The sequence below is a fragment of the Pseudomonadota bacterium genome (assembly GCA_039033415.1).
GTDB lineage: Bacteria > Pseudomonadota > Gammaproteobacteria > Xanthomonadales > SZUA-38 > JANQOZ01.
Map to the genome: position 1 here is coordinate 1 of JBCCCR010000038.1, position 13,583 is coordinate 13,583.

Annotated in this window: 10 protein-coding genes; 2 read left to right on the forward strand and 8 right to left on the reverse strand. The window is 60.8% G+C overall.

Annotation, left to right across the window (positions count from 1 at the left end):
- Window positions 1-96: 96 nt before the first annotated feature.
- Window positions 97-498, reverse strand: coding sequence for a hypothetical protein (locus tag AAF358_23780; GenBank protein MEM7708597.1), 402 nt, complete (start codon window positions 496-498; stop codon window positions 97-99).
- Window positions 499-1,286: 788 nt separating this feature from the next.
- A complete protein-coding gene (locus AAF358_23785) occupies window positions 1,287-1,685 on the reverse strand; it encodes a hypothetical protein (GenBank protein ID MEM7708598.1) in 399 nt (132 codons plus the stop codon).
- Between the two features lie 1,050 nt (window positions 1,686-2,735).
- On the opposite strand from AAF358_23785, the gene AAF358_23790 reads away from it, so the two are divergent.
- Window positions 2,736-3,710 (forward strand): integron integrase, encoded by a 975-nt coding sequence (locus AAF358_23790; protein MEM7708599.1) that lies wholly within the window; start codon window positions 2,736-2,738, stop codon window positions 3,708-3,710.
- A 53-nt stretch (window positions 3,711-3,763) separates the two neighbouring features.
- On the opposite strand, the gene AAF358_23795 is transcribed toward AAF358_23790, so the two are convergent.
- The 6 genes from AAF358_23795 to AAF358_23820 all read right to left on the reverse strand — a co-directional run bounded on the left by AAF358_23795 (window position 3,764) and on the right by AAF358_23820 (window position 12,159).
- On the reverse strand, window positions 3,764-4,975 hold the full coding sequence (locus AAF358_23795) for an FtsX-like permease family protein (protein MEM7708600.1): 1,212 nt from the start codon (window positions 4,973-4,975) through the stop codon (window positions 3,764-3,766).
- A 15-nt stretch (window positions 4,976-4,990) separates the two neighbouring features.
- Window positions 4,991-6,301 (reverse strand): ABC transporter permease, encoded by a 1,311-nt coding sequence (locus AAF358_23800; protein ID MEM7708601.1) that lies wholly within the window; start codon window positions 6,299-6,301, stop codon window positions 4,991-4,993.
- Between the two features lie 4 nt (window positions 6,302-6,305).
- On the reverse strand, window positions 6,306-7,010 hold the full coding sequence (locus AAF358_23805) for an ABC transporter ATP-binding protein (protein MEM7708602.1): 705 nt from the start codon (window positions 7,008-7,010) through the stop codon (window positions 6,306-6,308).
- A gap of 21 nt (window positions 7,011-7,031) precedes the next feature.
- On the reverse strand, window positions 7,032-8,342 hold the full coding sequence (locus AAF358_23810) for an HlyD family efflux transporter periplasmic adaptor subunit (GenBank protein MEM7708603.1): 1,311 nt from the start codon (window positions 8,340-8,342) through the stop codon (window positions 7,032-7,034).
- 296 nt (window positions 8,343-8,638) lie between these two features.
- On the reverse strand, window positions 8,639-10,432 hold the full coding sequence (locus AAF358_23815) for a metallopeptidase TldD-related protein (GenBank protein ID MEM7708604.1): 1,794 nt from the start codon (window positions 10,430-10,432) through the stop codon (window positions 8,639-8,641).
- On the reverse strand, window positions 10,429-12,159 hold the full coding sequence (locus AAF358_23820) for a metallopeptidase TldD-related protein (GenBank protein MEM7708605.1): 1,731 nt from the start codon (window positions 12,157-12,159) through the stop codon (window positions 10,429-10,431). The genes AAF358_23815 and AAF358_23820 overlap by 4 nt, the downstream gene beginning before the upstream one ends.
- Window positions 12,160-12,237: 78 nt before the next feature.
- Between AAF358_23820 and rimO the strand changes: the two genes are divergently transcribed.
- Window positions 12,238-13,563 (forward strand): 30S ribosomal protein S12 methylthiotransferase RimO, encoded by a 1,326-nt coding sequence (rimO, locus tag AAF358_23825; protein MEM7708606.1) that lies wholly within the window; start codon window positions 12,238-12,240, stop codon window positions 13,561-13,563.
- Window positions 13,564-13,583: the final 20 nt, after the last annotated feature.

A 13,583-nucleotide genomic window follows, 5' to 3' on the forward strand; every position in this document is an offset into this window, starting at 1 on the left:
GCCCGAAGGCACGTCCTTCAACCAAGAGGCCGGATAAACGTTTGCAAGGTACCTGTCGCTGCTCATCCCACAATGCTCATCAACGGGAATAGCAATCTAGCGGTTGCCAGGGGAGTCCATAAACTTTTTGTTAGGCACCTGCTGTCCCACATGTTGCGCGACCGCTGAAACTAGCCGCTCTGCAATCTCTTGCCGCAGTGGTTGGGACAGCTTTTCCCGAAGAAGGGATCCTATTTCGACTGTGTGAACCTCTTCACCATTGGCCATGAAAGTCACTCTTGAGTCTTCTTGATTCTCGCCATCGGGCCACCAGCTTCGATACCAATCGATGGTGAGGCTACTTTCATTGAGCCGCGGACAAAACAAGCACATCACAGCAGGGCTATAAGCCGTATGGCTATCGGTGAGGTCCGTGACCTCTACTCCGATTTGAGCAAGCCCCTTAGAAAGAGCATCTACGGCGCCAGCGTCGGAGAGGAAGAGAAATGGCTCATTCATATGACTTGTGCCTAACGATTAAGTTGAGCTGCCGTACTCAGAGGCCTGAGCGCGAAGCGCGCGTGGACTTTCCACGGTCAGCTCCAACGACTTGTTATGCGGGCAGCTAGCGATAAAGGAGCTTTGCATCAGAACCTTATGACCTGAACCTAAACAATGGCTTCGTTTTCGGGGCGATTTCTGGTGACCGTCTCTGCCGGGTAAACAGCAACATTATCCAACCGATGAGATTGAGCCAGGGAATCAAGCCTATAACAAACCAGCCGGAGACATTCAGATCCCTCCGCTTCGCCATCACTGCCAAGGAGATGGAAAAAACCAAACTAGTAAGAGCAACGATTTGGCCGAGCAAAGTGATGTTAACGTCCATTTTTGCTCCAGGTGAACCGCATAACGACTAGGCTCAGCTGCCGGCGCAGCCGGTCAGCTGCAGCAATATGTTATGCGCGCACATAGCTTAAACACGCGGCACTAACCCGGACTAACCGCTTACGAAAGGCCTCGGATTTGCTACCCACCGGACTCTTACGCTCCTGGTGCCGTTTCTCGAATGCACAGCAAAATTACCCAGCCAACAAGATTGGCAGCAGGAACCAAACCCAGAACTGCCCAGCCGGAGACGCTCAGCCCTCTGTGACTGGCCATGAGTCCGAGCAATAGTGAGAAATAGGCACTACTCGCTGCGACGATTTGGACTAGCGTTGTTGAATCGATGTACATATTCCTAAGGACAACCGCATAACGACTAGGCTCAGCTGCCGGCGTAGCCGGTCAGCTGCAGCTTTTTGTTAGCTGTGGCTGGAGATAATTTGTGCGCGTTGTCCATCAGAACCCACCGCCATTTCAATTTCATCTCCAGACTCGGTTACGATTTGGACGAAGGCAGCGCTCGGCCAGTTTCTCCCAAGAAACTGAAAAACCACCTTCGCACTCTTGAATGTATTTGTTTCGCCCTCTGCCGAGAGTATTTCACGGAATTTTGAGCGAAGAGCCTCAGTCGAGAGAACGATTTCTCTAGATGGATTTTCCAGGTCTGGTTCGAATCCAGGCCGCAACAGATTAACCGCGATGTATTTTAGGCCCAAAGGCTTACACACTTCTCCTAATCGAGGATGCACGTAGCACAACCCGGACTGTGCATGATGCGCGAGGCTTTGGGCCACACTTCGCAATCGTTTTTTGCTCATAACAGCTAACGACTAGGCTCAGCTGCCGGCGAAGCCGGTCAGCTGCAGTCTTTTGTTAGGCGTACTCACCCAGGTTTCTCGGCAGATTGAAATTGATCCGCGATCCAAAGTACTCCGCACGAAGACTTGCAAAACACTAAGATACCGCAACTCATTTTCTCAGGTGTAACCTTTCGCCAACGGCTGAGGTACGAGGTACCACCGATAAAACGAAACTCACCATTCGTATAGTACTGAGTGGCCGCCGAGCCAGACTGACTGAGGAAAGAATCCACGATTTCGTTGGCTGTTGCCTCTGCAACAAGCGGATCATCAGCGGCAAGGCTACACGCAATGACACGGCACCCAATCCACTTTGCTTCCTCCTCCGAACAGCCGCGGTAGTTTTCCGAAGACGGGTCGAGGCCAGCTCTTTCCGCTAGAGCAGAAAGCGACATCGGTTCATTGATCCACGAGCAAATGACACGGCCCGCGCCGCGTTTCTCTTCGATTAAGGCTGCCAGGCAATTCGCCTCTCCATTCACGTTATCCGCCTAACGACTATGCTCAGCTGCCGCCGTAGGCGGTCAGCTGCAGCTTTTTGTTATGCCCGGGAAAGCGTAGTTTTGCGCTCTCAGGTTGGGCAAGCGGCAGAATACGCCTGTTTCCTTGGCTAGCCATTCGACCGTCCCGAAGCCCGCTTTGAACCTGCCAAAAGAACACCTAATGCCACCAGCAAATTGATGGGTGGAAAGACTCCCGCGACGGCGATCCATGGACTCAGACCTTTCCGCTTAGCCATAACCCAAATAAACACGGGCAGGACCAAGACCGAAACTGCTAACAACTGCCATATGGAAATGCCGCCCACTTATCAATTGCTCTCCATCGCGAACCGCCGCATAACTACAAGTAGTGGGACTAATTTCCCGGTATGAGCGGAATTGTGGCGTGATTTCGCGTTTGTGGTCAACGAAAACACGGTTTGTGGGCTGGTACGGTGAGTTGGTTTGGTTTGATATATGGAACATATGGGGAAGCTGAGTTAAGAACTGCTTTTAGGTCTCTGATTTGAATAGCGATTTTTCATCGCTTTCTGAGTTGCTTCGTGGCATTTCTAAAGAGATCAGCGTCCGGGGCTACAGCTACCGTACCGAGCAGGCGTATACCGGTTGGGTGCGGCGATTCGTGTTCTTTCATCACCGGACTCACCCGGCGAAGCTTGGCAAGACCTCTGTTGAGTCCTTTCTGTCGTATTTGGCTACCGACCTGAAGGTAGCTCCCTCCACCCAGAATCAGGCGCTGAACGCCCTGCTCTTTCTCTATCGGCATGTGCTGAAGATGGAGATGCCTCAGCTCGATGACGTTGCCAGGTCGAAGCGGGCTCGGAAACTGCCTGTGGTACTAACCCGCCGAGAAGTCTCGCTGGTCATGGACTGCCTGCACGGCTGGCACTGGCTCGTCGTTGCGCTCCTCTATGGTGCCGGACTGCGGGTGATGGAAGCGCTGCGCCTTCGCGTAAAGGACATCGATTTTGACAAGCGAACGGTCACGGTACGCGAGGGCAAAGGGAACAAAGATCGCGTAACCATGTTGCCCGAAGAGGTTACGCCACCACTGCGGAATCACCTTAAGTCGGTGAGAATCACCCACAACGAAGACCTAAAAAAGGGTTTTGGCGACGTGGTGCTGCCGCATGCGCTGGCGCGCAAGTACCCCGATGCCGCCACGAACTGGTCCTGGCAATGGGTCTTTCCTGCGCCGCACCGATCCATGGACCCGCGCACAGGTCAGTTTGCCCGGCATCATCTATCCCAGGCGGCGGTGAACAAGCACCTGGCGCAGGCACGGCGCCGCTGCGGCATCAACAAACACGTCACCTGCCACACGTTTCGCCATTCGTTTGCCACGCACTTGCTGGAAGACGGCTACGACATCCGCACCGTGCAGGAGCTTTTGGGGCATAAAGACGTGTCCACCACCATGATCTACACGCACGTGCTGAATCGCGGTGGACGCGGCGTCATCAGCCCGTTGGACCGATGACTCCGCTTTCGCATTTTGGTTTGGCGAGCGGGAGGGGTTGCCGCTCGCGTTGTCTAAATCGTTCGAGTTGCGACCGCCGGCGGCACTGACGCCGCTCTGCGGGCCGGGCCCAGCACGGCGACCTGGCCCACAATCAGCAGCAGCACCATGGCGACCGGCACGAGGTACCAGCCGAGCGGTGTCAGGCTGAAGGCTTCGACCATCCACATGTTCAGACCGATCGCCAGCGCGGCTCCGACAACCACGCCTATGGCGCTGATCAGAAAGTTTTCGGTCATGAAGTACCGCAGGATCGCCGGCTTGCTTGCGCCCAGCGCCCGGCGCGTGCCGATCTGGCGCGTGCGCCTGCTGACGCTGAAGCTGGCCAGCCCCACAATACCGAGAGCCGTGATGGCCGTCAGGAGGCTCACGACAAACATCAGAATACCCACCATGCCGGCGTCACCCTGGTAGCTACGCTCTCGGGTCTCCTCCATGGTGGTCATGCCACGGATGATGCGCTGACGGCTGCGCTCGGCCAGCAGTTCCTCGATCTCGGGCATCAGGCGGTCACGCTCGCCGGGCTCGGTCCGCACGATGTACCGGGTTGAGCCAAACAGCGTGTGCTGAGGCACCAGCATGACGCGCTCAACGCCGTTCCAGCCGTTCCAGGGCGCCTGCATCTGCTTGATGATGCCGGTCACGGTCATGGGCTCGTTGCCGTTGATATAAACGGTGTTGCCCAGGGCTTCCATGAAATCATCGGGGAAGAGCGTCTCGGCCATAGCCTTAGTCAGCAGCACCTTGTCCGGCCACTCCACGCCCTGAGGTTCACGCCAGTTCACGTCTCCGGCGGTAAAGTTCTCGCCGGCGACCAGCTCGAGCCCATAGGTATCCAGCCCGTGTTCGTCGATGAAGTACACGGCCACGCCGCTCGACTCGCTTTCGCTGCCGGGCTCGGTTTGGAGACCCATTGACCAGCCACCGCCTCGCAGCGGTACCGAGTTCGACTGGATCGCGTTCACCACGCCAGGGGTGTTTCGAATGGCGTCGAGGTCCTCCTGGATGGTGACCCGTTCGTTGAAGTCATCCCCAAAGCCGATGCTGGAGAGGTAAAAAATGTTGGCCTCGTCCACACCACTGGGCCGCGCCATCAGACGGCTTCGCTCCTGGATAATCGCCACCGCGTTAACGATGATTGCCAGCGTCACCGCAATCTGCAGCGCGATCAAAATGGCGCCGGTTTTGTTGCGCGTCAGTGCGCGCCAGATCGGTCCAATTTCCATGTCTGTCTCCCTTGCTTACTGCGACTTGAGCTGGCTGGCCGGGGCAATGTTGCACGCTCGCCAGGTGGGATAGAGGCCGGCCAGCAGTGCGGACACAATCGCCAGGCCGATGGCGGTCAGCACCATCACCCAGTCCATTTCCGCCAGGTTGGTGAGGAATTCGCCGAATAAATGCTGCACGCCTTGGAGGCCGAGCCACGTCAGGAAAAGCCCCAAAATGCCTCCGGCCAGTCCGATCATGGCCGACTCGATCAGGTGCTGGGTGAACAGCGTGCCTTTGGTGGCGCCCAGCGCCCGGCGCAGGCCAATGTCACCCGCTTTGCCCAGAAACTTGGCCAGCAGGAGGCCGATGGTGTTGAGCAGGCACACCAGCAGAAACAGCATCGACAGCCACAGCATCACCTGGGCGTCCTCTTCCACCACTTCCTGGTGCTCCATCCACTCCATCACGTTGCGCAGCCGGTTATTAAGAGGCCGGGGGAATCGGCCCAGCGCCTTCTGCTCCTCTGCGTAGGCGTTCAGGAACGACATGTAGGCTTCCTTTTCCTGCTCGTTGCGCAGCTCCGCCCAGAACTGGATCCACACGCACTCGCCGGCCAGGAACGCCTCGAAGCCTTCACCGTCGGGCTCCTTCCAGCAGTTGGTGTTGCCGTTGCGCGACAGCTGGTTTGCTACGCCAACGCTGAAGGGAATGTAGACATCCTCGGGCAGATTGAAGGCACCGTTGGTGACGTCATAAAACTTTGGCACCGGCAGCCACTCGTCGATCACGCCCACCACTCGGAAGTTCATGCCATCCATGGTGACGCGCTTGCCCACCGAGTCCTCGCCGCCAAACACGCGTTCGTTGATCTCGCGGCTGAGCACCACCACCTGCTCCTGCGCGTCGTCGGCCGACTTGTCCCAGCCGGAGCCGTAGAGAAACGGCAGATCGAACATGGGAAAGAAATCGGCGTGCGTGGTGCGAGCATCCACCAGGAACGGGCGTTCGTCTTCGTTGCTGGGCTCCAGCACCAGTCCGCTGCGGTTGCTCGCCACCTGTCGAAACGCCTTGCCGGCCTTCATCAGGTTTGTTGCGTCAATGTAGGTCAGCTGGTCCACCGGCTCGGTGTTTTCGTCAAACCCGTTGGCATCCCAGCTGTCGACCTGCACGTAGAACAGCTGATCCGACTTGTGTGGAATCGGATTACTCGACATCAGATAGTTGACGGTCAGCACCGTCATGCAGGCGCCGATCCCCACCGCGATGGCGGACACCATCAATATGCTCAGGATCGGATTACGGCGGATGCTCAGCCATCCAAGCTTGATGTAGTAGCTGAACATGGCGTTAGGCGGCCGCTTCCGGTGCCGACAGGGTATCGACGCTGGAGTCTTCGCTCACCTGCCCGTCTCGGATATAGATGTTGCGAGTGGCCTGCTCGGCCAGCGACGGGTCGTGGGTCACCATGATGATGGTAGTGCCGCGCTGGTTGATCTCGGTTAGCAGGGCCATCACGCTCGCGGCCATCTGCGTATCCAGATTACCGGTCGGCTCGTCAGCCAGCAGGAATCGTGGTTCACCAGCCAGCGCCCGGGCAATGGCCACGCGCTGCTGCTGGCCGCCGGAAAGCTGTGACGGCAGGTGTTTGGTTCGAGAAGCAAGGCCCACGGTCTCCAGCACGCTCTCGATCCGGCGCTTGCGCTCACCCGCCTTGAAGCCACGGTAGCGCAGCGGGACGTCCACGTTGTCGAAGACGTTCAGGTCCGGAATCAGGTTGAAGCTCTGAAAGATAAACCCGATTTTCTCGTTGCGAACGTTAGATCGCTTAGCGTCACTGAGGCCCGATACGTCAGAGCCGTCGAGTTTGTAGACGCCGCTCTCAAAGGTCTCCAGCAGGCCGGCGATGTTGAGGAAGGTGGTTTTGCCTGATCCGGATGGGCCGGTTACCGCCACAAACTCTCCCTCGGCCACCTCCATGGAGAACGCACGCAGCGCGTGGGTCTCGACGGTGTCGGTGCGGTAGATCTTGGCAACATTCTGCATGCTCAGCATGAGATTTCTCCCTGAAAAACGTTATTGAGTTACAAGTACACTTTCAGCGCCGCGGAACTGGTCGATGCTCGACACCACCACGCGCTCGCCTGGCTTTAGGCCCGCCAGGACTTCCACTTCACTGAGGCTCCGCGCCCCCACTTCAATCGAACGGCGCCGGGCAACATAGTCATCGCCAAGCACGTAGGCCACGCGTCCACCGCCGCTGTCGAGAAACTGACCCCGGCTGAGCGTCAGCACGTCCGGACGCTCCTCGAGCAGAATGCGAGTGGTAAGGCGCTGATTCTGGCGCACGGACGGCGACCGATCGCCGGCAAAGCGAAGCCGCGTCGTGACCTGGTTTTGGATAATCTCCGGCGACACGGCAACCACCGCGGCCGGCCAGGTTTGATTCCCCACCAAAATTTCAGCCGCCATCCCGATACCCAGATCGTCGGCGTAGCTTTCCGGCACCTGCGCCTCCACCTCAAATACCGTTAAGTCGACGACAGTCAGCACGCCAACGTTACGGGCTACGGCCGCTTTTTGTTCGACGAGGAGGTTGCCGACCACGCCGGTGACCGGTGACAGCAGCGAAAGCTCGTCCACCTGCCGCGCGAGATCGTCCACCAGCAGCTTCTGGCCCTCCAGCTCCAGCTCGCGAGTCTGGAGCTCAAACGCGAGCCGCTCTTCGTCCAGCTCCGCATTCGCCACGGCATGGGTGTGCGACAGCTCCGCGTTGCGCAGATCGTCCTGCGCCTTTTCAAAGTCGATGGCGGAGATCGAGTTGATCTTGTAACCCTCGTCCGCCCGCCGCTTCTCCCGGTCGGCGGCCTCTAGCGTGACCGCGGCCAGATCCACGACGCGCTGGTTGTCCAGCGATTTCTGGCGGCTTTCGATGCGCTGGCGCCGCAACGCCACGTCCAGGCGCTGCAGGTTGGCCTGCTCCTGCTGCAGCCGGTTGGTGAGCTCCGGGCTGTCGATCCGCGCGAGCGCTTGGTCTTTCTCAACGCTGGCACCCGCCTCGGTAAGCAGCGTGATGGTCCCGTCTGCCGGGGCAAACACGGTGGGGCTCACCGCGGCCACCACCTGGCCCTGCACCGAGACGTCCCGCACCAGATTGCCCCGACCCACGGTCGCGATCCGGAGCCGGTCGAGCGGTACGGAAACGCTGGAGCCCGCCCAGCGCTGGACAGCCGGCAGGGCTACCCAAAGCAGCGCGATCAGCGCCAGGGCGCCGCCACCGAGCACCACCCATCGCAAAATGGGCTTCTTGGGAGCCACCTGCACATCCTGGGCTGAGGTATCAGCGATCTTCAATTCGGGTAGAGGGTTGGATTTGGCCGCCTGCATCACTGCCTCTCCTTAGTGTTTTTGTTGAACAGCAACTCCCGGCGAGCGCTCGCGCGCGTGCCGGCTGGCGGTGTTGGCAGCGGATCGGTGTTCTTCCAGGCTCGAGCCATGTCCCCTTAGACGCATCCAGCACCGGTTTGGTTACAGGCGCATTTTCGCGACCTGCCAAAATCGGCCAAGTGCCAGATGGCCCAGAGGTTTTTCGCCCGCTGGAAGCCGAAAGAATTCGGGATGAGTCGTTTGAGTTCACGGACGCGGCGTCGCGTAGGCGCCGATCGGTGCGCATGCCCGCCCGTTTACGGAGAGGGCGGGCGAGGCAGCACCGGCGGGCGCCGGTCCATCGTTTTGCCGTCCGCGATCGCCAGCTCTTCAAACAGGAGGCTCGGCACCACAAAGCTCGCTGGCTCCAGCGCCCCCCGCACGCCGGCCAGAAAGTAGCCGCCGCTGGGGAAACGGGGCGTCACGGAATGGACATAATAATCGTCACCAATCGCCTCCAGCCGCCGAAACTCACGCACGGCGAAGCGTTCGATATTGAGGTTACGCACCCGCTCTCGGCGCCCGTCCGGAAACTGACGCCAGGCCACAAGGGCTTCGGGCAGGCGTTCCCCATAATTGAACACGGCCATGCTCTGCATCGATTCGAGCTGGCGCTGGGCCTGCGGGTCGCCGAGCTTCTCCACCACAATGACGTAGTCGGTGCCCGCATCAATGCGAAGTTCCTCCAGCAGCTGCGATCGTTCGTTGGCGTTTGCCGCCACGTTGCTGGTCAATATCAGGTTGCCCGGCATCGGGAAGCCGCCGCGGCTGTTGCCGGTACTCGCGCTGGTGCCGTACATCGGAATCCGGGAGGACAGAATCTGCTTAAGCCGCCCCTCTTCCACCAACACTTTGCGGCTGGCCGCCACGCCCTCGTCATCGACTCGGAACCGGCCAATGAGGGGAAGCGTCTCGAAGGCGTCAAGGGTTGGGTCGTCTACCAGCGTCGCTCCACGAGGCAGGACACGCGACCCAAGCTTGCGGCCAAAGCGCTGGTGGCGGGCCTGCAGATCAGCGATGTAAGGCTGCATCGCCGGCTCGGAAGCAACCATCCGCGGCACCGACTGGAGCTGGCTGGCAAACACTTCGGCAAATAGCGCCGCGGCCGCCTGCCCTTGAAACAGCACCGGGCCAACATACTGATCCAAACGCACCGCGGAACGCGCTTCGGTCAGTCGCTTGCCCATCGCGCGCAGCTGGTCTTTCAGGCGCGCTTTGTCGGGCAGATCGCTCAGCTGGCGCGCCCGGAAATGCTCAAAATCCCAGAGCACGGCGCCGTCGTCAGCCTGAGTTCGAGCGATGGCTCCGATGGTGATGTCTGGCACCTGGCGATGAAACCGGCTGCCCTCAGCGTTCAGATAGCGAATGTCCCGATAGTAGACCCTCAGCCAGACGCTCGACTCATGGAGCTCAGGAAACTCGGCCAGCACCTGCGATAGCTCCGTAGCCAGGCTCCGCGCCTCAGCAAGCTCAATCGCCGGCCGGGGGCTGAGCTCCTCGATCGCCACCACGGGCGCTGCGTAGAAATCGACCAGTTCGTCCCGGTCCACCATCGCCTGCTTGTCGGCGAGCTTAACCGAGTAATCTTCCAGCGCGCGTTTGTACGCGAGATCCGTCGCCAGCCAGAATGACCGGCGCAGCGCCGCGTAGTTGTCGTCGACGGGCAGTCGGAAATTGTTGGGGTTGTAGTAGCGGTGCAGTGAAGAGCCGCGCATGCCAAAGCGCGACACCAGCGACGAGTCCAGGTCGTAGGTGCCAACCCGCACCTGCACGTGGCCGCTGCGGTTATGGCTCTGGTTGTCGCTGGCGATGCTGCCCAGCGTTGCTTTGACGGCCAGCAGATAGCTGTCCTGCAGCCGGTACTCAACGTAGTAAGGCGGCGACTCGTCCGCGAGCTTGAGCTCCTTAATGCTGCGCTCGAGCTCGTCCGCCATGGCCTGGATCAGCGGATCCGCGTCCGGGTCTGAGCGATTGGTGGTTTGCGCGGAAACCGGCGCCGAGACTGAGAGCACCAGCGCCAGCACGCACAATCGGGTCCACCACTCCCTCACGGTGAGTCCTCCGGCGCCGGATTGGGCAGAATCGGCGGGCGCGTCTGCGACCGCGCTTTGCGCTGCACCTCAAGCCGATCCAGCATGACCGAGGGCGCCACCAGCGACACGGGCACCGAGCCCGACTCCGCGCCGCACCAGCCGTGGAACACCTCCGGGTTGTCGGCGCCAAACTGGATGTGGCTCAAGGTCAGCAGCGGCGTTCCGATCACGTCGACGCCGCGCGCCAGCTCCTCCCGACCGTCCGGGTAAACCTTGTAGAGAATCGTGGGGATCACTTTCAGCGCATTAGGGTTCTGCCGATTGACGGTCGTGAAACCGCCGACGGCATCTCGAATGATCAGCCCAAACTCGTTGCCGGACTCACCGATGGCGGCAACAAAGCGCGACTTCAGGGCTTCGTCGGACAGCGGGTTGTCCACCTCCACAAAGAGATTCGACTGCCGCGCCACCGGCGATCGGCCTCTCAGCGCCTCCGCCCGGCCGTGACCGTTGGAGCGGGGAAACCCCTCGATGGGGATCCGCGACATCAGAAAGCCTTCCAGCACCCCGTCGCGCACCACGTCCACGCGCTGCGCCGGCACACCCTCGTCGTCCACCGCGTAGCTTCCCAGCAGCGCTTCACCCTGAAACTCGGTGCGGGTCGGATCAAAGTACACGTTGAAGCCTTTGGGCAGGATCTGCTCACCGAGCTTGCGCTTGAGGGTCTGGGCCCCCTCTTCCCGGCGCAGTCGATGCCCCTCCACCCGGTGGCCCAGCAGCTCGTGAAAAAACACCGCGCTGGCCCTGCCCTCGAGCAGTACCGGGCCGGAATACGCGGTCACGAGCGGCGCCGTACGCAGCGCGTCAGCCTGCGCCAGCAGCTCATCGATGTTGGCCTGCATCGCCTCGTCGCTGGGCAGATCGTCCTCGCTGGCGGCCAGCAGGGTGCGCGTGAGCGGCAGCTCCATGCCGTCATCCGCTTTCACCATCACCTGGAGGGTCACGCGAAAGACGCCGCTGCTTTTGCGCAGCCGAGTGCCCTCGCTGTTAACCAGTCGCAACGTGCTGCGCGTATGGCTGAGCGTGACCCGTCCGACCAGCAGATCTTCGCTGCCCGCAAACCGGGCCGAGTAGCGCCGCAGCCTGTCCTGCCAGAGCCAGGCGGTAAAGGTGTCTTCCGCCTCAGGCTCCAGCAACACCACCGGGTCCTGGCGAGAGAAGTCCGCTGAGCGATCCTCTTCCGCCACTTTGACGGTCAGGTTGCTGGTGACCTTGGCCATGTGATCGAGCGCCTGCTGGTAGACGCGGTCGGTAGCCTGCCAGAGGAGCTGGCGAACGGGCTCCGGATCGTCGGTCAGCGGCAGCGCCTGCCAGTTGTTGCGGTAGTTCACGCCCCAGCGCTGGCCGTCGCTGCGCAGGGCGTGGGTGTTGTCCAGCTCGTAGTCGCCCACCCGCGCCTCCACGTAGAGACGTCGCCAGCGCTGCTGACTGTCTCTCTCCAACGCGCCGAAGCTGGCGCTCACCACCTGGTTCTGGATGTCGGCGACACGGTAGGAGAGGAAGTAAGCGGGCGGATCGCCGTCGGCCATGCTGGTCATGTAGCGCTTCAGCTCGCCGTCCAGCAGATCAACCAGCGGATCGTCAGCGGCGAAGGCCGCCGGCAGCAGCGCCTGCGCGATCAACGCCACAACCAGCAAACGGCGGCACCCCGTCGCAACCGGCGAGCGTCGCCAAGCCCTTATCATGAGGAACGTCCGTCGAGCCAGCATCCCGATAGATTAACGAAAATGCGATTCAGATTGGGGAATCGGCGATAATGGGGCATGAGCCATGATAATTCTGTCCGCGTGGGGTTTGTCAGCCTGGGATGCCCCAAGGCGCTGGTCGATTCCGAGCGCATCCTTACCCAGCTTCGAACCGACGGTTACGACATAGTTCCGGAGTATCAGCAGGCGGACCTCGTTGTCGTGAACACCTGCGGCTTTATCGACAGCGCCAAGGCGGAGTCGCTGGCCACCATCGGCGAGGCGCTCGAAGAAAATGGCCGGGTGCTGGTCACGGGCTGCATGGGCGCCAACGAGCGCGACATCCTGGACGTGCATCCCAAAGTGCTCGGCGTCTCTGGGCCACAGCAGTATGACGCGGTGGTGAGCTCGGTCCACGAGCACCTGCCGCCGCCCGATTCGCTGCCGTTTGAGTCGCTGGTTCCCCGTCAGGGCATCAAGCTGACGCCCAGGCATTACGCGTACCTGAAAATTTCCGAAGGCTGCAACCACAAGTGCAGCTTCTGCATTATCCCGGACATGCGCGGCCGCCTGGTGAGCCGGCCAATCAACGAGGTGCTGGCCGAGGCAAGGCGCCTGAGCGCAGCAGGCGTGCGGGAACTGCTGGTCATCGCCCAGGATACGAGCGCCTACGGCGTCGACATCAAATATGCGGAGAGCTCGTTTGCCGGCCAGACGTGGCGAACCAACCTGGAGGACCTGTGCCGGGCTTTAGGCGAAATCGGCATTTGGGTCAGGCTGCACTACGTGTACCCCTATCCCCACGTGGACCGGGTGATTCCGCTGATGGCGGACGGGAAAATCCTGCCCTACCTTGACGTACCGCTGCAGCACGGCAGCCCCGAGGTGCTCAAAGCAATGCGGCGCCCGGCGGCGGCCCACAACACGCTGGAGCGGCTCGAGCGCTGGCGCGAGATCTGCCCGGAGATCGCCGTGCGCAGCACGTTCATCGTGGGTTTTCCCGGCGAGACCGAAGCGCAGTTCGAAACGCTGCTCGATTTTCTTGAGGCCGCGCAGCTCGATCGGGTGGGCTGCTTCCAGTACAGCCCGGTGGAAGGCGCGCGGGCCAACGCGCTTGACGGCGCCGTGCCGGAGGCGATCAAGCAGGAACGCTTTGACCGCTTTATGGCCGTGGCCCAGGACATCAGCCGACGCAAGCTGGCGGCCCGTGTCGGCAAAACGGAAACGGTTCTCATCGATGAGCTGGCCGGCGATACCGCGGTGGCACGGAGCTACTCCGATGCGCCCGAGATCGACGGCGTAGTGCAGGTCAGCAACGCCGGCGCCCTGCGGTTGGGCGGCTTTGCCAAGGTCACCATCACCGGCGCCGACAACTACGATCTGTTTGCCGAGGCGGTCAGCTGAATCCGGAAAGTGAACTGCTG